This is a genomic window from Cellvibrio sp. OA-2007, from assembly GCF_000953825.1.
Classification (GTDB): domain Bacteria; phylum Pseudomonadota; class Gammaproteobacteria; order Pseudomonadales; family Cellvibrionaceae; genus Cellvibrio.
On sequence record NZ_BBUL01000097.1, the window covers coordinates 315374 to 335446 of the forward strand.

17 protein-coding genes and 2 tRNA genes are annotated in these 20073 nt (G+C 47.5%); 5 read left to right on the forward strand and 14 right to left on the reverse strand.

The annotated features are described in order from the left end of the window. Positions 1-8: 8 nt before the first annotated feature. A complete protein-coding gene (locus AWU77_RS19805) occupies positions 9-1751 on the forward strand; it encodes a BatD family protein (protein WP_062067723.1) in 1743 nt (580 codons plus the stop codon). 137 nt (positions 1752-1888) lie between these two features. Here AWU77_RS19805 and AWU77_RS19810 read toward each other — a convergent pair whose 3' ends face one another. From AWU77_RS19810 to AWU77_RS19840, 7 genes are all read right to left on the reverse strand, one after another. Next, on the reverse strand, positions 1889-2692 hold the full coding sequence (locus AWU77_RS19810) for a nitrate- and nitrite sensing domain-containing protein (RefSeq protein WP_062067726.1): 804 nt from the start codon (positions 2690-2692) through the stop codon (positions 1889-1891). A gap of 4 nt (positions 2693-2696) precedes the next feature. After that, positions 2697-3830, reverse strand: coding sequence for a methyl-accepting chemotaxis protein (locus tag AWU77_RS19815; protein ID WP_062067729.1), 1134 nt, complete (start codon positions 3828-3830; stop codon positions 2697-2699). Positions 3831-4098: 268 nt separating this feature from the next. After that, complete coding sequence (gene pepN, locus AWU77_RS19820) at positions 4099-6798, reverse strand: aminopeptidase N (RefSeq protein ID WP_062067732.1); 2700 nt, start codon at positions 6796-6798, stop codon at positions 4099-4101. 17 nt (positions 6799-6815) lie between these two features. Continuing rightward, positions 6816-7082 carry a YeaC family protein gene (locus AWU77_RS19825; RefSeq protein WP_062067735.1) on the reverse strand — a complete coding sequence of 89 codons (267 nt, stop codon included), beginning with the start codon at positions 7080-7082 and terminating at the stop codon, positions 6816-6818. A 46-nt stretch (positions 7083-7128) separates the two neighbouring features. Continuing rightward, positions 7129-7971 (reverse strand): rhomboid family intramembrane serine protease, encoded by an 843-nt coding sequence (locus AWU77_RS19830; protein ID WP_062067738.1) that lies wholly within the window; start codon positions 7969-7971, stop codon positions 7129-7131. Positions 7972-8035: 64 nt separating this feature from the next. After that, positions 8036-9043: a metallophosphoesterase gene (locus AWU77_RS19835; RefSeq protein WP_062067741.1), complete on the reverse strand. Its 1008-nt coding sequence runs from the start codon at positions 9041-9043 to the stop codon at positions 8036-8038. Position 9044: 1 nt separating this feature from the next. Then, positions 9045-9944: an NAD(+) kinase gene (locus tag AWU77_RS19840; protein WP_062067744.1), complete on the reverse strand. Its 900-nt coding sequence runs from the start codon at positions 9942-9944 to the stop codon at positions 9045-9047. Positions 9945-10038: 94 nt separating this feature from the next. Between AWU77_RS19840 and AWU77_RS19845 the strand changes: the two genes are divergently transcribed. Then, positions 10039-10995 carry a DUF1853 family protein gene (locus AWU77_RS19845; protein ID WP_062067747.1) on the forward strand — a complete coding sequence of 319 codons (957 nt, stop codon included), beginning with the start codon at positions 10039-10041 and terminating at the stop codon, positions 10993-10995. Between the two features lie 4 nt (positions 10996-10999). Here AWU77_RS19845 and AWU77_RS19850 read toward each other — a convergent pair whose 3' ends face one another. The 5 genes from AWU77_RS19850 to AWU77_RS19870 all read right to left on the reverse strand — a co-directional run bounded on the left by AWU77_RS19850 (position 11000) and on the right by AWU77_RS19870 (position 15450). Then, a complete protein-coding gene (locus AWU77_RS19850; RefSeq protein ID WP_062067750.1) occupies positions 11000-12154 on the reverse strand; it encodes a cyclic nucleotide-binding domain-containing protein in 1155 nt (384 codons plus the stop codon). A gap of 82 nt (positions 12155-12236) precedes the next feature. Continuing rightward, on the reverse strand, positions 12237-13208 hold the full coding sequence (locus AWU77_RS19855; RefSeq protein WP_238582532.1) for a 1-aminocyclopropane-1-carboxylate deaminase/D-cysteine desulfhydrase: 972 nt from the start codon (positions 13206-13208) through the stop codon (positions 12237-12239). A 35-nt stretch (positions 13209-13243) separates the two neighbouring features. Beyond that, positions 13244-14614, reverse strand: coding sequence for a hypothetical protein (locus AWU77_RS19860; RefSeq protein WP_062067753.1), 1371 nt, complete (start codon positions 14612-14614; stop codon positions 13244-13246). A 614-nt stretch (positions 14615-15228) separates the two neighbouring features. Continuing rightward, a tRNA-Asp gene (locus AWU77_RS19865) sits at positions 15229-15305 on the reverse strand. 69 nt (positions 15306-15374) lie between these two features. After that, positions 15375-15450, reverse strand: a tRNA-Val gene (locus AWU77_RS19870). Between the two features lie 229 nt (positions 15451-15679). On the opposite strand from AWU77_RS19870, the gene AWU77_RS19875 reads away from it, so the two are divergent. The 3 genes from AWU77_RS19875 to trmA are packed head-to-tail and all read left to right on the forward strand — an operon-like array spanning position 15680 to position 19006. Then, entirely contained in the window at positions 15680-17086 is a 1407-nt protein-coding gene (locus AWU77_RS19875) for a nitrogen regulation protein NR(II) (protein WP_062067756.1), read from the forward strand. A 38-nt stretch (positions 17087-17124) separates the two neighbouring features. Then, positions 17125-17859, forward strand: a complete 735-nt coding sequence (locus AWU77_RS19880; RefSeq protein ID WP_062067758.1) for a hypothetical protein — start codon at positions 17125-17127, stop codon at positions 17857-17859. Positions 17860-17917: 58 nt separating this feature from the next. After that, positions 17918-19006 (forward strand): tRNA (uridine(54)-C5)-methyltransferase TrmA, encoded by a 1089-nt coding sequence (gene trmA, locus AWU77_RS19885; RefSeq protein WP_062067761.1) that lies wholly within the window; start codon positions 17918-17920, stop codon positions 19004-19006. Between the two features lie 16 nt (positions 19007-19022). On the opposite strand, the gene AWU77_RS19890 is transcribed toward trmA, so the two are convergent. Both AWU77_RS19890 and AWU77_RS19895 read right to left on the reverse strand, forming a co-directional pair. Further along, complete coding sequence (locus tag AWU77_RS19890) at positions 19023-19535, reverse strand: GNAT family N-acetyltransferase (protein ID WP_238582533.1); 513 nt, start codon at positions 19533-19535, stop codon at positions 19023-19025. Between the two features lie 10 nt (positions 19536-19545). Then, a complete protein-coding gene (locus tag AWU77_RS19895; RefSeq protein WP_062067763.1) occupies positions 19546-20019 on the reverse strand; it encodes a DUF2489 domain-containing protein in 474 nt (157 codons plus the stop codon). Between the last annotated feature and the right edge of the window lie 54 nt (positions 20020-20073).

Here is a 20073-nt window from a genome sequence, read left to right on the forward strand (position 1 = left end):
AATAAACAATGAAACAATCTTTAATGAATGTACAAAAATACCTCAGCCACTGTGTCGGTTTTTTATTAATGATTAGCGGGCTCAATGTTTACGCGGGCAATCTGACCGCCAGTGTGGATCGCGATGTATTAGGACTGGAGGAAACCTTTACCCTCGTATTACGCTATGACGAGCAAATCAATACAACACCGGATTACGAACTGCTGCGCAAAGACTTTGATATTTTAAATACCCAAAGCGGTACACAAATGAGCATTATCAATGGCAGCATGGAAGCATCTACCGAATGGAAAATTGCCCTCGCCCCCAAACGTATTGGTAAATTATTAATTCCCTCTTTTACCATTGACGGCGCCATTAGTGATGCGATTGAAATAACTATCGAAGGGAAAAGTAAATCGCCAAAAAATACCGACAACAATGTCTCGGTAGAAGTTGAAACCAGTAAAGACAGCAGTTACGTGCAAGAGCAAATCATCGTTACCCTACGCCTCTACACTACCGTAGGCCTTAACGGCGTGGAGCTACAACCACTGCAAGTAAAAGATGCACTGGTCGTCAACATAGATGAAAAACAATACCAAACCAAAATCAATGGCCGCCCGGGTGCGGTAGTAGAAACCCGCTACGCCGTGTTTCCCCAGCAAAGTGGCGAGCTTATTATCCCCAGCATGTTGTATCAGGTTTCTGTCAACTCTGGTCAACGGGATGTGTGGGATCGTTTTTACGGCAACAGCCAGAATAATATTTTGCGTTTACGCACCGATGAAACGCGCATCAACGTATTACCCGCACCGGCCAGTACAAATTCTGGTGAATGGTTGCCTGCCCTCAATGTCAGCCTGAGTGAACACTGGAGCAACAGTATCGATTCATTAAAAGTAGGCGAACCAGTTACTCGCAGCATCACCATTAAAGCAGATGGATTAACTGCCGGACAAATTAGCCCACTGCAATTAGCGCCTATTGATGGCCTGACTTTTTATAATGATCAAGCGCAAACTGACGACCAAAAATCTACCAATGGCGTTGAAGGTTCGCGCATTGAAACTATTGCGATAGTGCCCACCAAAGCAGGCCATTTCACCTTGCCAGAAGTTAAAGTGAATTGGTGGGACACCAAAAGTAATAGCTTTCGCACTGCCAGCTTGCCCGCCGTTTCCCTTACCGTTGGGCTTGGCGATATGAGCCAGCTTTCGGTGCCAGCAGCTCCAGCTCCGACAGAAGCGCCCACTAGCGTAGATCTCAATACTGATTTAAGCAGCATTCCACCGCAGCAAACCCTAGTGCAGGAAAAAACACCGCTCTGGTTGTACATTAGCAACGTATTAACACTGATTGTGGCAGCATTTTTTGCGCTGCGTTTCTGGCAGAACAAACGCGAGCTTACCGCCATTTACACAACGGATAAGTATGAACAAAATGAGTTGAATCAAAATGAAAATAGCGCATGGAATAAGGTCAAACGCGCACTTACCGAACAGCAGCCCGGTGAATTACGCAAAGCATTAATAACCTGGGGTCAGGCCTATTGGACGAGCGAATCCATCACCAGCTTGCAGGCCATTGCAGAACAGGCACAAAATCCAGCGCTAACTGAGGAGCTGCGCAAATTGGATGAGGCCATATTCAGCGCAAACAATGCAAATCCCAATACCGAAACCCTGCTGCAACTATTGGCCAACCTGCGCAAACAGAAACATAAAAAAGCGGCCGATAGCACCAAGTTGCGGCCGCTCTATAAAAATTAATTCAGTTTATTGCTTAAACGGTCATGTATTTCAAAGGTCACTCCCGCTCGCGGGAGTCCAGCTTTTAATGCTGTTCAAAACCAAAGGGTCCCCGCAAACAGGATGACGAAAGTGCTCATCCTGACGTAGCTCAAAAATCAGTTTCGATAGTACTGCAACCGATCAATCTGGCGATCAAACTGATTGAGCACATGTTCAATACACTGGGTCGCCAAGGTAAAATAATCGCTCGGCTGAATAGTTGGATGATCAACAATTAATTGCGTTTCTATACAGCGCAAAAGCTTTTGAATCTCTGCCCGCGAACTATCTGGCCATGATGCATCAATACTGGATGCAATTTTATTGCGCAAATGATTAAGCTGGATACGCAACACGCTGGAACACTCACCTTTTGCTGCGACACCTGTACCCAACGCGCGCGCCTGCCCAATATATTCCGCAATCGATAATAAGTAGCGCCAATCTGTATCCATTGCATCGCCAGTAATTTTGGAAAGATGATGCACATCCGCCACATCATCAATTAAATACAGCAAATTAGCGATCAGGATATTATGTTGCTTAAAGTTTTTTTCGGCATCGCCCTGCATGTAAGTAACACCTAGGCGTGTCCAGTGATCAACTAAACTGGACCACTTCACATTGCCACGAATCCAGTCGCCGGCCTGATCTAATTCACTCATGACCCGTTTAATTTTCATGGCCATTTTCTCTATATCCGGCTTAGCACCCAAATTGCCATTAATAAAACCTGTCGTTAACCCACGGTGCTGTTGTACATAGGTTAATAGACTACGCAATAGTTTTATGTACTCAATACCTTGGGTAAACAACAGAGTTGCATAACGCTTTTTACGGGTTAACGAAACTATTAAAAAAACTAAAAAACCTACCGGAAAAGCGAACAAAATAATCATTAGCGATACAGGAGTTTCCATAGTACTACTCCGATTGATGAGTCAATCTATGCAAGTGGTCGGCAATTTCAGCAGCTTGTCCAGCGCGATAACTATTTTGATTCGCCAGATCCGCTACCGTTTCTATATGTTTTGAAATCTCACGCGCGGCTACACTTTGTTGCGTGGCAGCAACTGAAATTTCATCGATTAATCCAAAAACATCATCAGTTGTTGTTAAAATTGACTTTAAAGATTCATCTGCACTGAATACACCTTGCAATGATTTATCGGTTTTTTCTACAACGTTTTTCATGCTCACTAACACTTGCTGCATGCTCTCCTGTACACGCGCAATATTGGTTGCAATTTCACTGGCAGAACCTTGGCTTCGCACCGCCAGTGCCCGCACTTCATCGGCGACTACAGCAAATCCACGCCCATGTTCACCTGCCCGGGCCGCCTCAATTGCAGCATTTAATGCCAGTAAATTTGTTTGCCCGGCAATATCACTGATCACCTGCGACATTGCGGTCACGTTTTGCATTAACGCACCCAATTGGCTGACGCGCTCCTCCGTTTCACGCGCAAGGTTTGCCACTGCGTTAACTTCATTGCTGGCTCCCGCCAATGCAGTGCCACCACTTTTACTAAAGTCACAAGCTTTGGTTGCCGCATTGCGTGCTGAAGCGATTCGGCTGCTGATATCGTCGATGCTGTGGCTAATCTCCGTGATCGCCGCCGCACTGGATGCCGTAGCACTGGATTGATAAGCCGCACTTTTTGAAACGTCTTTTGCATTGCTCGCCAACTCAGCGGACGAGTGCCCGATCTCCTTCACTGCATCTTTATATTCTGCGTTACGTCGCTGCCGCGACTTAAACACATCGATAAATGTGTCGTGTAAACCATTAAGTGGCCCAGCAACCAATTGATTCCAATCAACCACCTCACTCTTATCAACAGCAAGCAAATAACGCTGAATACCCTCAATATCTTTACTGACACCACCCACAATACCGAGAATCAAAATCACCACCAACAACATGGGCAGCAACAACCACAAACTGCTGCTGGTAAAGATAATGGCCCCTGCCACCAATAACAAATTGCCGAAAATAGCGGCCAACAATACCCAGGATTTAACCGATGCAACCGCCTGTCCCAAAAAACGCACCATTACACAACCTCCAACCAGGCCTTACCCAACAGGGCGGAATAAAAACTGGCACGCATTTAGTGCAAAGAAATTATCCGCCACCGCTAATGCAACAAAAAGACGCACAACCTCTTGCGAATTTTTACTTGCGGTCAACATCCAAGGTATTACCTTCAACATTCATGCCAGCGGGAATTGTTGTGCTGCCAATAAGTGCGCAATAAAAAAGGCAGGAACCGTTTATGGTGCCTGCCTTGATAAAACAGTAGGAATGGAATTGAGCGTTTGGTTACGCCAAGCTTTTACTCACCACTTCGAATACATCTTTAGAGAGTGCTGGCTCGGCCATAATTCGCTCCAACTCCGCTTTCATTAAGCCTTGCCGCTCAGGGCTGTACTTTTTCCATTTGGTCAGCGGCGTTAACAAGCGCGAAGCGATTTGTGGGTTTTGTGTATTTAGCACGATGATTTGATCGGCTAAAAATGCATAACCTGCGCCAGCATCGGCATGGAAGTTAATCGCATTGCCATTGCAAAAGCTGGCAATCAGCGCGCGAATTTTATTGGGATTTTTGCCATCGTAAGCTGGATGTTGCTGCAAGGATTTTACTTTGGCGAGCGTATTGGGCAATGCACAACTGGCCTGTACCATTAGCCATTGATTAACGACTAATGATTCATCTTGCCAGCGCTGATAAAAATCAGCGAGTGCAGATTCAGCCAAGGTGTGTGCAAGCGGTGCGTCTGTATTCACTAATTGTGTCAGCGCGGCCATTACATCGGTCATGTTGTTGGCGGTGCGATACTGCTGCTCACAGGCGCGAATTAATTCATCTTCACCCAGCAACATCAAATAACCCAGCGCAACATTTTTTAAACTGCGCGCGGCAATTGCATCGGCCGTTGCAGCGTAGGCTTGTGTGTGGTCATAGGCAGTGTAAATTCCCATAAATTCGGTGCGCAGTTCACGCGCGAGAATTTTACGAATCGCGCTGCGACTGTGGTGAATAGCCTCAACATCAACCACCTCAGCCAATTCGCTGATATAAGCTTCTGTGGGCAGGCTGAGCATATAGGCCACCATAGCCTTATCGAGACTCTCGTCTTGCAGTACGCTGCGATAGGCGGCAATTAACTCCGCATCAAGCTGTAACGCCGCAAGATTTTCACCACGCTGATAAATACTCATTGCGAAATAGATCGCCTGCAAGCCCAATTGCTGGCTCGCCTCCCAGCGATTAAAGCCATCGCTGTCGCGGCTCATTAATACAATTAAATCGGCGCGACTGTAGCCGTACTGTAATTTCACCGGCGCCGAAAAACCGCGCAGCAAACTCGGCACGGGTTTTTCTTGCACGCGCTGGAATACAAAGGTTTGTTCGGCAGCGGTTAACTCTAAAACCTGGTGGGTGTTATCACCGGTTTCAAAATCCGGCTCTGCATCTTTTAAATACAGCGGCAAATCCCCTGCACTACCTAACAAACCTACTGCAATTGGAATATGGAACGGCAGTTTGGTTTGACACTCAGGTGTTGGCGGGCAAGATTGTTTAATGGTCAGCGAATACTCTTGTGTATTTTCATCGTAATGATCGGTGACCTGCAAACGCGGGGTACCGGCTTGCGAATACCAGCGTTTGAATTGGCTGAGGTCGCGCCCTGATGCATCTGCCAAGGCCGCCACAAAATCTTCGGTAGTCACTGCTTGGCCATCGTGCCGTTCAAAATACAAATCCGTACCTTTGCGGAAATTTTCTTTGCCGAGCAAGGTCGCCAGCATACGAATAATTTCTGCACCTTTTTCGTAAATCGTCATGGTGTAGAAATTGGAAATTTCGATATAGGACTCCGGGCGAATCGGGTGCGCCATGGGACCGGCATCTTCCGCAAACTGTAAGGTGCGCAGCAGGCTCACATCCTCAACACGTTTGACCGTGCGCGAGCCAAGATCCGCTGAAAACTCCGAGTCGCGGTAAACGGTAAAACCTTCCTTCAAACTCAACTGAAACCAATCGCGACAGGTCACGCGGTTGCCGCTCCAGTTGTGGAAATATTCGTGTGCGACTACCCCTTCAACACGCTGAAAACCGGCATCGGTAGTGGTTTCCGGTTTTGCCAGCACGCAGGATGTATTAAAAATATTGAGCCCTTTATTTTCCATCGCGCCCATATTGAAATCATCTACCGCAACGATCATAAAAATATTCAGATCGTATTCGCGGCCATAGACTTGTTCATCCCAGCGCATCGAATTTTTGAGCGAGGTCATGGCGTGCTCGCATTTGTCCAAATCTTTTGGTTCGACAAATATTTTTAATGCCACTTCACGCCCAGTGCAAGTGGTGAAACTGTCTTCAATGTGGGCGAGATCCCCCGCCACCAAGGCAAATAAGTAGGCCGGTTTTTTGAAAGGATCGTGCCAGGTGGCAAAGTGGCGATCATTATCTGCTTCACCTTGATCGATCAAATTACCGTTGGAGAGCAGCACCGGGTATTTTTTATCGGCCACCACAGTAGTGGTGAATTCACTCATCACATCGGGGCGATCCAGGTAATAAGTAATTTTGCGAAAACCCTCCGCTTCGCACTGGGTGCAATACATAGTGCGCGAGCGATACAAACCTTCCAGCGAGGTGTTTGCTTCGGGTTTAATTTTAGTAATGGTCAGCAATTTGAATTCTGCGGGCGTATTAAAAATAGTGATATTTTCTTCACCAAACTCGTAATCATCTGCTGAAAGAATTTTTCCATCCAATGCGATAGAAACCAATTCCAAATCCGCACCGTGCAAGGTCAACTGTGTTGCTGGTGCTTGCGCTGCGGGGTTGCGATACAAATGCAGCATCGCACTGACAATCGTTTCGCCTTCATAGATTTCAAAACGCAGATCTGTCGTTTTAATCAGGTAACCGGGAACCTGATAATCTTTTAAGTAAATTGTTTTTGGTTGTAAATTATTGGCCGGTAGCGATTGTTCAACAGCTGTCATAATGAAATCCTTAAAGTTTATTCAACCCACTTAATCGGTTTATCTTGCGGCTCATGATCATGATCATCGTCGCCACAATAGGTGTGCGGTTCTGGCGGGATATAACCGGTATGTTGCTCTGGCGGCAGGTTCTTGTGCTCGTACGCGATAACCGCTTGCATGCAGAGTTGGCGCTGTTCGGGGGACAAGCGATTGCCATCTGGCCACTTACCCAATTCAACTGCACGTTTTAAATTTTGATAAATTTCCGGCGTAAGACTGGAAAGTAATTGTTGTAAATCCATAAATTTCTCACTCAATTCTTTATCTCAATCAACATGACGTTTGATATTAACGTCGATATAAATGTTTGGTCGCGAATGCATAAATGCTACCAGCAATTAATCCACCCAAATGCGCGGCATTCGCTACAGAACCGGCAATAAAATAATCTACCGCGCCGGTCATACATAAGACTAAAAAGAACAGCATAAATCCAATTAAAGCCGGCGGAACCGCCACCAGCGGGTGCGGAGCCAAGCGCTGTCGCACTGCAATAAAACCGACCAATGCATAGACCACACCCGACATGCCGCCAAACATTGCACTGCCGCTCCACAGGTATTGCGCAATATTCGAGGCAACCGCAGTGATCACAAAAAATAATAGAAAATGCCAGCGCCCGAGAAACAACTCTAAACGTCGGCCTAAATCCCACATCCATAAACTGTTAAACAGCACATGTAAAATGCCAAAGTGCAAAAAAGCGGGCGTGAGCAAACGCCAAATTTCACCGCGCGCTAATGACTCAGCTAGGGGAAGAAAATGCGTGTCGTTATAATCCTGAAAGCTGAAATAGCTGGCCAGTGGGGTACCGATCACTAAGGCGCCCAAACCGCTGAGAACAATCAGCATCAGCACCACCGGCACATGCAGCGCCTGCTCAACTAATGTGGGTTCGCGAGGCTCTGCCGATGTATCAGCACTAACCGCAGACTGTAAATCGACTTGTCCATCTACATACTGACCAAGAAAGTCTTGCAGCGCGGGAATAACAGCTGCATCCACTACTGCCAGACATTGCTGACCGTTTTCTTCGCTAATACGATGCTCCAATCCGCGCTCGCGCAAATAACGGCTAAGCGCGCTTAAATCCTGATCGAGCGGAAAATATTTTACGGCAATCCAGTTCAATGTCGGTTCCGGTATAAAAATGAATAATTACAGATACGGAGGTGAACACTTAAAGATCAACGACTCAGGGATCAACATAGACCCATACAAATTTGTCGGGTTGCAATTGTGCCTCACCATCCATGCGATACGCCACCAAACGGCCGTATTTAACCGCACTGTAATCAAGGCAGGCGAGATTGGGCGCAAGTGGCCGCGGTTGACCTTTTAGCCAGTAGTGGCCGACAAACAGCGGCGGTTGGGATTGGTCGTAATGAACCATTTGTGTGCGATGTGCTGGGGATATCTCTGCCTTGGCGATGTAGTCCGGTATAGGGTCTGGCTGAAACAATAACTGGCCGTAGGTTTGCGCCTCATGCCCCCAAAATTTGGTGCGAAACGCGCGGCGCACATAGCCGTCGGACGACACCATGGTTTCGCCGTCCGGCAAAGGTAAATCAATCCCGCCAGTGAGCCGCTGTTTGGTAATCGCCTCCAAACTGCCTTTTTGTGCCGAGCGATGGATAAACTGCCAATCGATATGACCATCGCCATAGTGAGCGCGATGCTGATTAATCAACTGCTGATCCCAACAGGCGTGTACCGCGCGAAAGACTTGCCGGGTAACCGGGTGTTGAATCTCCAAAAACAGCGGCAACTCGACAAACCAACGCAAAAACTCCTGCCATTCCTGCGAATACTTTACAAATTGCTCTAGTGTTTCGCTAATCTGGCGAATATTGGCGGGGGTATGCGGGCGTAAATATTCGCCCGGAACAGTGGAGGGAGTGGAATAGACAACGGCATTAAATTCATGATTACCAAGAATCATCTGCGCACTGCCCTGCTCCACCATATCGCGCACTAAATGCAGCGCTTCGCGAATGCGCGGGCCACGGTCGACAATATCCCCCAGAAAAATCGCTTGGCGATCGCGATGCCGATAAACACCAGACACCTTTTGATAACCAAGCTGTTGTAACAAACGCTCCAGCGACTGCGCACAGCCATGCACATCGCCAATTAAATCATAACCCTTCGCCTCACCTATAACGGGTGAGTAGTGCGAGTGATGTGGCGGCGCATCAGACATATTATTCCTTCAGCAGGTGGCCACCCCAGCCCAGCTTGGAGCGGCAGCGTTCATAGAAGTTGTAATCGAGCGGATGAAGCAGTTCGAGCCGTTGCGGTTTTTTGCGGATGCAAATTTCATCGCCCGTTTGCACATCAACGTGAGAGTGACCATCACAAGTCACCATCGGCTCAGCGCGATTGTGTTCACCAACCACAATTCTGATCGCACTATCGCCCGCCACCACAATTGGGCGACTACTGAGCGTATGCGGATTCATTGGCACCACCACGATAGCATCGAGTGTGGGGTGCAAAATCGGGCCGCCGCCACTCAGCGAATAGGCAGTCGAACCCGTCGGCGTTGCCACTATCACTCCATCAGAGCGCTGGCTGGTGACAAAGGCATCATCCACCGAGATTTCAAATTGCAGCATGTGAATAAATTGCCCGGGATGCAGTACCACATCGTTCAAGGCATCGGCAGTGGCGATCACTTGCCCCTCACGTTTTACTTCCATATCCAACAAAAAGCGCTGTTCGGATTTAAATTTACCCGACAATACTTCTTCCACTTTTTCTTCAATATCTTCCGGTGTGATATCGGTTAAAAAGCCCAAACGACCGCGATTGACTCCCAGCAAAGGCACACCGTATTTAGCAAGCGCACGGGCACCGCGCAGTAAACTGCCATCGCCGCCAACCACAATAACCAAATCGCAAACTTGCCCGAGGGTCTCTATATCAGTGATTTGTTGTGCGGCGGCCACTAAACTGGTATCGGTAATTAACGCCGCCGTCTCGACTTCCAATACAAACGCTCTGCTGCGCTGTTGCAAAAAACGAATTAATCGTTTGATCGAATAAACCGCGCGCTCGTTGTTGAGATGACCAATCAGGCCAATAGTTGAAAAATGAGTCATAAAATTTCACTGAGTGAGCGGTTGAGGATATGAATAAATTGTAATCAGGTTTTGTAAGCTATTATAGCCTGCATAGCAACCCAAACTGACTTTTATGCCACTTACAACTATAGACTCATTCAATAAACCTGTGCACCAACTGCACCACCAAGTAGTGCGCGATCTCGCGTGGTGTTGTTTTAGTGCGCCTATGATGCGTGAATTGCCCGGTTCAAACGCCACTATTTTTCCGCTCAATAATGATCAGCTCTGGCCCTGGCTTAGCGCACTGGATCAACAACCCGATGCGCTACTCGCACACATTTCCGCGGTAAAAAGCACTCGCCTGGGAATTTACTACGAGACACTGTGGCATTTCTATTTTTCCCAGCATCCAGAATGGGAATTACTGCAACATAATTTACAAGTGGAACGCAACGGCATTACCCTCGGTGCGTTTGATTTTTTATGTCGTCGCAACAGCGAATATTGGCATATTGAAACTGCAGTTAAATTTTATTTATGCAATGCCACTAGCGCAGAGGATGCTCGCAATTGGCATCACTGGATTGGCCCCGCCAGCCACGACCGGCTGGATGTAAAACTCGCGCGCATGCACCAGCATCAATTACCCTTACATCAAACAATGGAGGCAAGAACACAACTGCAAATACTGTATCCGGAAGCGGGGGAATGGAAAACCGGTTTATGTGTGCAAGGTTATTTATTTTCACCTGCATTTGCCGATTACAGCCCTGAGTTTAGCAATTCCAATCATGGCAAAGGTTACTGGTGGCGCCTGCAGGATTTTTTACAATACCAAAGCAAACACAACGAAATGGAGTGGATGATTTTGGAGCGCCACCAATGGCTTGCACCGGTGCAGATTAGTGATGATGAGCGAGTAAAAAGTGCAGATTCACTAGCACAACTAGAACAGCAAGTAGGTGAAATGAAAAGGCCGCTATTATTAGCAGCCTTGAAAAAAAACAATTCAGCGGATAACTATTGGCAAGAAGAATGGCGCGCTTTTGTGGTGCCTGATCACTGGCCAGATAAAAATATCATTTAGCAAATTACCCTTGCCCGAGCACGGCTACACCATCGCGCAACACATAGCTGTTGGTATCGCTTAAAAACTGTTGCACACCTGCAGGAGTAAATAATTGCGGGCAATTATCCAACGCCAGTGTTTTATAGCCATGCTGCGCCAATAGGTGCGCGGCGGCGCGGCTGCGGCGACCGGTATCGCAATAGAATATGTAGAGCTTATCTTTTGCGAGCAAACGGGATTTAATCGCCAAAATATTTAACGGGACATTCACTGCGTGCGGCAAATGCATTTCACTGTATTCTTCTTCACTGCGCACATCCACCGCAACCACATGGTTGGCGATATTTGCTTCTAACTCATTAAGCGCAAGAGTAGCAACCGTCGGCTCTTTTAATAAACGATAAAAGTCCTGTTTATCCAAGCGCATTAAAACACCATCAGTGCGCATCATTACAGTGGCATTACGCACTGTTTCATTGACCAACGCATCTTCACCAAAACAGCGCCCGACACTGATGGTTGCAAGGTGCTGCCGCTTGTTATCGCTGTGGCGAGTGACATCTGCCTCGCCTTCTTTAATGAAATAACATTGATCGCCCATTTCACCCTGACGAATAATCACATCTCCGGCATAAACCACTTGAGGCGTCAGGCGCGAAAAAATTTGCTCTACATTTAATGGCGGAACTTTAAAAAACAAATTGGATTTTAATACCGTCATCATCCAATCAACGTCTTCATCCAAATCGCGCTCGCGCGAAATAATCAGCTGCAGATAATCCGCCACTTGGCTCCAGGTCAACATTTTGTCCAAACGCTCACTGTCGATTCGCAACACACTGCAATCTGTTTCCGCAACAGCGGTGTATTGACGCGGCTGCTGGTGCGCAATTGGCAATAAAGTAGCGCGACCTTTAATCAATGTGCGACTGTCATCATCAACCACCAAGGCGACATCGCCATGCAATAGATAGACATGCTGGGCATCGTAACTACCGGCAGTAAATAAGGTTTGTCCTGCGCAGGCCACCTCTACTACCGCATCATCCAACAAGGCTAATAAGTGGCTTTCGCTCATATCTTTTAAAGGCACCAACGTTCGCGTCAAATTCAGATCGAATTCAACGAGCGGCACCTTGGCCACAACCGGAGTCGAGGTAGTTTTCTGAGCTTGCATAACAACATCCTTCAAAGATGGGAGCGACCACTTAAGACAACATATTCATACAATTCACACAGGGGGCTGCTTAGAACTGCCTTTAAAAACCGCCTTTAAAACCGCGTCGCCCCTGTAGCCCGCCCGAATGAATTGCAACAATTCGCGAGCCACGCGGCCAATAACCCTGCCGGACAAGAGCATTTAATCCGAAAAACATTTTTACGGTATACACCGGGTCAAGTGGTATGCAGCTCTCGCGTTCAAAATCCCGCCAGAACTGAGCCAAATAGTCTGGGTGCTTTTTGCCGTAACCACCGCAATGAAAACCTGAGATCAACCGCCAATTAGGCGCTTGCTCAGTGCACAGCAAGTTGTAAATGGCGTTTACATCGCGTCCTAAGCCACCCTCACCTTTCAACACCGAAAAACCCAACGCCGGTTTGCCAGCATCAATTCCCGCCGCCAGACCCGCTAAACTGGTACCTGTACCACAAGCTATACATACCGCAGTATAGTCACCTTTCAATTGCTGCTCTAGCGCTTGCCCCAGTAGCAGCACACCGTGCGCCCCCGCCAGATTAGCGCCACCTTCAGGAATCAGATAAAACTCGCCGTAACGGGTTTTTAAATCGGCGATTAACGCCTGCTCCGTTTTATTGCGATACTCAGTGCGACCAATAAAAATAAGTGTCATGCCCCAAGCTTCAGCATCGCTGAGTGTGGGACTTAAGTGTGCCGGCCGTTCGCCGCGCACAACTCCCAAGGTACTAAAACCATAGCGCTTTCCCGCTGCTGCCAAAGCATGCAAATGGTTGGAGTAAGCGCCGCCAAAGCTTAATACGCGGGTGAATCCTTGCACTTGCGCAGCCTGCAAATTAAAAAATAATTTGTAAAATTTATTGCCGGATAATACCGGGTCGATCAAATCATCCCTACGCACCAACAATTCAATACCGGCTGCAGTCAACGCCTTGGTCTCTACACGCTGCAGCGGCACCTTAACGGCAATATCCAGCAAGTTAGCCCTTGCAAAATCAACATCTAATAAGACTTCTACCGGTTCAATCAACACGCATTCAACACTCTATAATCAGTTCAACGTTTTGTTTAACGTCGCTCTGCCACCAATGCATAGGTCACTGCCTGATGCTGCGCACAGCGATCGCTCTCACCGGGGTGGAATTCTAACGGACTTTCGAGGACTGGGATGCTTTTGCCACACACTTGGCCGCGTGGATCAAGCGCATTGCAACAAGGCGATTTGTGGTGCTCCAGCCAGGCTGCATAAACTGGTTCACTCACACCGACCTTGTCGGCCGCAAAGGCCTGCGGACTTTCCAGATAGCTGCCAATATCATCCAGCGCAATCGCATACTCGCCCAAGCCCGGCAAGAAAATGACCAGATTAACGCCCGCCTTGGTTAGCCGACTTAATAACTGATCGCCGCTATTTTTGAGCAACTGCTGGTTTTCACGTTTGAGGTTGACAATCTCATCTTTCAAAGCGCTTTCATTCTGATGGCGATAAAACAGCTCTACTTCGCGCATATCCAACATTTCACGCAAATCAGCCGTAGCCGCACTCACTTTGGCATCCAGCTCCAAGGCAAAATTTTCCTGCAAGAGCTGCACCTGGCTCGATTCATCTTGTTGCGCTGCTTTGAGCTTATGCGCAAAATACTCACGCATCCCCTCAATTTTGGTCGCCTGCACATCCAGATTTTCTTTGAGTGTGCGATTGCGTTCAGCCAATTCTTTATTTTGCTGTTCGAATTGCTGATGTTTTTGTTGATAGGCCAGCAACCGCTGTTGATGCTCGTGCTGCATGCCCTGCAATTTTGCTTGATGTTGATTCATCATGGTCGCAATCCGCAGGCGCTGCTCTTTGATTAACATCGCCATCTTGTCGCGCAGCTCTTGTGCATAACGGTCATGCAGCTTTTGCTCCAATGCCACCTGTTCGCGCTCAGCCTCCTGGGCAGATCGAAGTGACTGCAATGGCTCAGTTGGTGCTGCATCCTTCACTAGCGCAGGCTTAACTATCAAGCCCAAGCGATTTGCCTTTACCGCTTTACGCATCGCCACAAAGCTGTTGTTGCCGCGCTGCATTAACGGGTCCCAGAGGCTTTTTTGATGCCAGGCAATCGAACACTGGCTGTAACAGGCCAGCCGAATGGCTCCTGCTCCCATATCCGGCCCGGTGCCCGCAGTTTCGATTAACTGACGCAAAGGCACATTCCAGCGCCGATCTACCATCCCATTTGCATCAAAACCCAATAGAAAAAAGACCACCCCGGTAATACAAAGGGAGTGATCCACTTGTACATAGGCAGCCTTAGCAGATGCACTGGCAAAATCCGGGACAGGAATAAAACCATCGAGGATGGCTTCAAATTCTGGATAGAGTAACTCGCGTGAAATCTGCTCTTCCTGAAACAGAAAGACCGCTTCAAGTTGCTCTGCGGGAGAATTGGGCATAGACAGTCGTCTCAAACCAAGCGGAAGATTCCTTGCAGTATATGAAATCAAATGGCATGAAAACGTGAAGAACACCGCTCATTAGCGACTTTTAACCGGATTTGCGGCCTACTCGACGTAAATTAACGTTAAGCAACCTGTCATCAAAAGCCACAGGTTATAGGAATACTGAAGAACGGAAAAAAGAGTTATGAGGGAATTGCTACCAGTGGAGATATGAAAAGGGGGAGTTACCGCGAGCCTTGCAGCACAATGCTGCAGCAGCCCGGGTTAGATATCTGAGTAATCCTCAGCCATGTCATCATCACAATCGTCGTACTGAACGTCTAATAGGTCTTCAATATAGTCTTGCATATGTGTATTACTCCTTTAAGGGAAGGATTTTAAGATGAGGCGAACCACCTGATCTGAGACAGCCAAACAAACCAGCTGTTCACGGACTTTACTCCTCGAAACCAAAATTACCAATTGATGATGACAATTTTATGTATACCGAATATTTATTAGCTAATAACCAAACCTAAGCCACAAACAAATCGGTAGGGGGAAGGGAATAACAGGAAGGAAAACTCGGAAAATAAAAAACCCGCAACAAGTGCGGGCTTCTTGAATAGTGGCGGACCGGACGGGACTCGAACCCGCGACCTCCGGCGTGACAGGCCGGCATTCTAACCGACTGAACTACCGGTCCGCATATCTCTCAGAGTTATCAACACCAGCATTTTTACTTTATTACTCTTGTTCATAAGAGTTAAAAATGTGGTGGGCGGTACAAGACTCGAACTTGTGACCCATGCCTTGTAAGGGCATTGCTCTACCAACTGAGCTAACCGCCCCTCGTTGAGAGGTGCGCATTCTATCGAATTCAGCTGCCCTGTCAAACATTTTTTAGCAAAACATTTAAACTTTTTCAGATTCGATTAAAACCCCATCGCTCACGGGCAAAAAACCAGCAAAAGTGATTCAAAGTAAACAAATGAAGTTTTCACATGGAATTCGGGTCGATATATTCAAGCGCAAAGAGTAGATTATCGTTACCCCCACCACAGGCCTTTAATTCGCCCTATGACTGCAGACGCCCTACTCACCAGCCTATTTCACAATGAAGCTAGCCCTTGGATGAGCATAGTGGTGATCCTGCTGCTGGCCCTACAAACATTGTTAATTATCGGTTTGCAGCGCAGTCGCCTGAGCAACAAACGCGCCCGCCAAGCCTTGAAAGAATCGCAAAAAGAATTGGAACAAAAAATTCTTGAGCGCACCGAAAGTTTGCACACCATTAACAATTTATTAATTGACGAGGTCGCGCGGCACGAGCAAACCGGCAGACAATTGCGCGAGACCAAACTCTACTTGCAGAGCATGATTAACTCCATGCCGTCGATTATTATTGGCGTTACCGCACACGGCGAAGTAACCCACTGGAACGCAGCCGCTGAAAACACCTTTGAAATTTTTTCCAATGAAGCACTGGGTCAGAAAATAATTGATTTGCTACCGCGATTCCCAGTTACTCTGGATGCAATTAAAAACTCCATACGCAACGGCGAACCACATTCAATACAGCACACGCAAAGTGATGCAGAGGAAAAAAAACGCTACTTTGAAATTACTATTTATCCCTTAATTTCCAGCACACAGCAGGGCGCGGTAATTCGAGTAGATGACGTCACATTAAAAGTGACCATCGAAAACCTGATGATACAAAACGAAAAAATGTACTCCCTCGGCGAAGTAGCTGCAGGTATCGCCCACGAGATCAACAATCCACTCAGCGTGATTTTACAAAACGTGCAAAACATTACTCGCCGTACCGACGTCAACTTCCCTATCAACCAAACCTACGCCGATGAGTTGGATGTCGATTTTCAAAAAGTAAATACCTATTTATACGCGCGGGAAATCCCACAAATGCTCGACTCCATTCGCGAGGCGGGCGAGCGCTCCGCCACTATAGTGCGCAATATGTTGGAGTTCTCTCACAATTCACAGCGCAAAACCAGCTTGGTTGATATCAAACATCTGATCGAACAAACCATCGCGCTCAATCGCAGCAGTTATCCCAGCCCACAATCGGATCAAGCACTGCAAATCAGCACTGAATTTGCCGACCCACTGCCGCCACTGCATGCATCCGCTCCCGAACTGCAGCAGGTATTACTCAACCTATTGCGCAATGCCAAACAAGCACTGGCCAATAGTGCGACCGAACAGCCGCATATTTGGATTAGAGCCTACGCACAAAACCATCATCTTGTGATCGAGGTTCAGGACAACGGCCCCGGCATGACCGATACTGTTCGCCAGCACATCTTTGAACCTTTTTTTACCACCAAGGAATTGGGCTCAGGAACCGGCTTGGGCTTATCTGTTTCTTATTTCATTATTACCGAGCGCCACCAGGGAACGATTAACGTAAAAACATCCCCAGGCAAAGGCTGTAATTTTATTATCCAACTACCTTTGCACTAGCAATAATTATCCACCTTATCGTTTACCAGGAAATAATAATGATCAACAAACGCTATTTCTCTCTTGCAGCCTTGGGTGCTGTGCTCATCAGCGGTTGCGCCAATCAAACACCTATCACCACCGATGCCAACAGTCTTGAAAAAGCCGCAACCCATATACTCAGCGAAGCGGTTTATTTCTCCACATTATTCTCCAACTGTGCCGCGCTGGGTGGCGATACTGAACTTGATGCGATTGATATCCAACAAAATTGGATAAATGCAAATGCCAAATTAGTCGCCGCTGCCGATAGCTATTACAGCCAGCAGCAAGCCAATCGCACCTTTAGCTATAAAGGTCAAACCCTTGCACCGGAGGCTATTCGCTTAGCACTGGATGCGCGTGCGCGTGCAACCAATGAACTGGCGCTGGCGCAGCGCAGCCCGGTTAACAAACAAAAGACCTGCCAATTTCGATTAGCACAAATCAGCGGCAATAGACTTCCACTCACCAGCGATCCACTGATTGCTCCCTATCAAGCGGAACTGCTCACGCATTTACCGCTTGATCTCAATATTGCCGACGCACCACAACTTGCGGGCGGAATCAGCGACATAAACAAGGGCGCAACCTACTTCACGATTGCCAAAGCACATGAACCCAGCTGCACTGCAGCTTATACACTGACCATTGCCAACCAATGGCCTAATGAAGCCTACGCCAATTTTTGCGGCGCAAACGCGGTAGAGATACTCACCTGCGAATGGGGCAAATGTGAGACGAAGAAGTTATAATGGCGCATCACTAGCCGCAGCCAGCTGCGGCTTGCTTTTTTAAACGATGAACCCATTTATGACGCCTACCGATTTTTCTACTGCAGCCTACCAAGAGCAACTCTCCCGTAAGCTAACAAAAATCCAGCAGGATTTTGCCGAGTTTTCCCTGCCTGAGATCAGCGTATTTAGCTCACCGGAAAAACACTACCGTATGCGCGCCGAGTTTCGCGTATGGCATCAGCAAGAGCGCACTGAATACGTGATGTTCACGCAAGATGAATTCAAACGTCCCTACCCGATTCATGAATTCCCGGTCGGCTCGGCGTTGATGAATCAATTAATGTCGCAAGTATTGCAAGCGATTAATAGCGATGATTTATTACGCCGCAAACTCTATCAGGTCGAATTCTTGACTACCCAAAGTGGCGAGGCACTCGTGACCCTGATTTATCATAAGCCGTTGGATGAAGCCTGGATTGCCAAAGCTAAATCGCTCAAACAAGAATTGGGTATCGATATTATTGGCCGCAGTCGCAAGCAGCGTTTATTGGTTGAGCGCGATCACGTGATTGAGCGCATGACTGTTGCCGGGCGCGAATATACTTATCAACAGGTCGAAGCCAGCTTTACCCAACCCAATGCAAAAGTGTGCGAAGCCATGCTGAGCTGGGCGGTGGAAAACAGTAAGGGTTGGAGCGGCGATTTATTGGAACTCTATTGCGGCAATGGCAACTTTACCCTGCCACTGTCGCAAAATTTTGGCAAAGTATTGGCAACTGAGGTATCTAAAACATCGGTGGAATCTGCGCAATTTAATATTGCTGCCAATCAGATCGACAACATTCAAATCGCGCGCATGTCGAGCGAGGAATTTTCACAGGCGATGGATGGTGTGCGCGAATTTAATCGGCTGCGCCATGTCAATTTAGCGGACTACAACTTCACCAGTATTTTTGTCGATCCACCCCGTGCCGGGCTTGATCCACACACCACCAGCATTGCCCAGCGGTTCGACAATATTCTGTATATTTCCTGCAACCCCGACACGCTGCGCGACAATTTAAAAACCATTACGCAAACCCACAGCATTAAAGCCTTTGCGATTTTTGATCAGTTCCCTTACACCCATCACGTAGAATGCGGTGTGGTATTACACAAAAAATAATACGGCCAGTGTTTATTTAACTGGCCAACTCGCGCGTCATATAAATTGCCGGGCCGGAATAAGTCGCCAAATTAGCTTGCTGAATTTCATCCAACAATGTGCACACAGCAAAGCCCAATTTCTGCCAAAAGGATTGGGAGTTTTGCACCGACACCAAAGCCGCCGCGCGCAATTCGCGCTGGCGCGCTTCTTTCAAGGCATGATTTACCAACAGCGGCCCCAAACCACAACCAGCCGCCGATTTGCTGATTGCAAGGTCATGTAAATACAAGGCAGTCGAATCAGGCTTATGGGTAAACTCGCTGCCCCAGGGTGAAACCTCTCCCAATGCAGACTGATAACCCACTAAATAGCCGCACACTTCGCCAGCGCGTTCAGCTACCCATGCGGTATCCGCTGTTTGGGCAAAACGCGCGTAGATCACCGCATCAGTCTCTAAAATTTCATCAATATAAGCTTCAGCTTGAATGCGAATCACATCAGCCAGATCGCGCTCCTGCATAGCGCGACAGATAAATTCCACCGTCATTTTCTTATCCTTAAAAATCCCTACCCTGAATACGCTTGGCAGCATCCATCACAAAATCATTGAAGGTTGCCTCATGGCGTAAACGGTCTATATCAAATTTATTTTGCTCCGCATTAGAGAGCTGCTGCCAAGCTTCCAAATAGGGAATATGGCTGGTTTTTTCGCGCAACTGATAAAAAGCCGAAAACTCGGCTTTTATATCGGCATGCACATCAAGGGCATCCAGCAAGCCGGAAATTCGAATGCTGGTTTCAGTTAAGGTAAGCTCATCTTTGTGCACTGCCTGCGCCAGAATCTGAATACTTTTATTCATCCGCTCCCGCTGCTCACGTAAGGTTTTTTGATTAGCTTCTTCCTGCGCTTGCAACTTAGCCTCCTGCTCTTTTTTCTGGCGATACACTTTATACACCAAGCGCCCAGCGATAATAGATAAAACCAAAATAATTACTGCACCCAACAGAGCCAACACACTTAACACGCTCATCTACAAGACTCTCTATATTTACGTGGATTAAATTACACAGCTTAAATTATTTGA

What these genes read in the sequence shown, in the direction of transcription:
- AWU77_RS19890 (WP_238582533.1), bottom strand. Translation starts at nt 19,535, where the DNA reads ATGACGGTGGAATTTATCTGTCGCGCTATGCAGGAGCGCGATCTGGCT.
- AWU77_RS19805 (WP_062067723.1), top strand. Translation starts at nt 9, where the DNA reads ATGAAACAATCTTTAATGAATGTACAAAAATACCTCAGCCACTGTGTC.
- AWU77_RS19815 (WP_062067729.1), bottom strand. Translation starts at nt 3,830, where the DNA reads ATGGTGCGTTTTTTGGGACAGGCGGTTGCATCGGTTAAATCCTGGGTA.
- trmA (WP_062067761.1), top strand. Translation starts at nt 17,918, where the DNA reads ATGACGCCTACCGATTTTTCTACTGCAGCCTACCAAGAGCAACTCTCC.
- AWU77_RS19880 (WP_062067758.1), top strand. Translation starts at nt 17,125, where the DNA reads ATGATCAACAAACGCTATTTCTCTCTTGCAGCCTTGGGTGCTGTGCTC.
- AWU77_RS19875 (WP_062067756.1), top strand. Translation starts at nt 15,680, where the DNA reads ATGACTGCAGACGCCCTACTCACCAGCCTATTTCACAATGAAGCTAGC.
- AWU77_RS19810 (WP_062067726.1), bottom strand. Translation starts at nt 2,692, where the DNA reads ATGGAAACTCCTGTATCGCTAATGATTATTTTGTTCGCTTTTCCGGTA.
- AWU77_RS19895 (WP_062067763.1), bottom strand. Translation starts at nt 20,019, where the DNA reads ATGAGCGTGTTAAGTGTGTTGGCTCTGTTGGGTGCAGTAATTATTTTG.
- AWU77_RS19840 (WP_062067744.1), bottom strand. Translation starts at nt 9,944, where the DNA reads ATGACTCATTTTTCAACTATTGGCCTGATTGGTCATCTCAACAACGAG.
- pepN (WP_062067732.1), bottom strand. Translation starts at nt 6,798, where the DNA reads ATGACAGCTGTTGAACAATCGCTACCGGCCAATAATTTACAACCAAAA.
- AWU77_RS19860 (WP_062067753.1), bottom strand. Translation starts at nt 14,614, where the DNA reads ATGCCCAATTCTCCCGCAGAGCAACTTGAAGCGGTCTTTCTGTTTCAG.
- AWU77_RS19835 (WP_062067741.1), bottom strand. Translation starts at nt 9,043, where the DNA reads ATGTCTGATGCGCCGCCACATCACTCGCACTACTCACCCGTTATAGGT.
- AWU77_RS19850 (WP_062067750.1), bottom strand. Translation starts at nt 12,154, where the DNA reads ATGCAAGCTCAGAAAACTACCTCGACTCCGGTTGTGGCCAAGGTGCCG.
- AWU77_RS19845 (WP_062067747.1), top strand. Translation starts at nt 10,039, where the DNA reads ATGCCACTTACAACTATAGACTCATTCAATAAACCTGTGCACCAACTG.
- AWU77_RS19825 (WP_062067735.1), bottom strand. Translation starts at nt 7,082, where the DNA reads ATGGATTTACAACAATTACTTTCCAGTCTTACGCCGGAAATTTATCAA.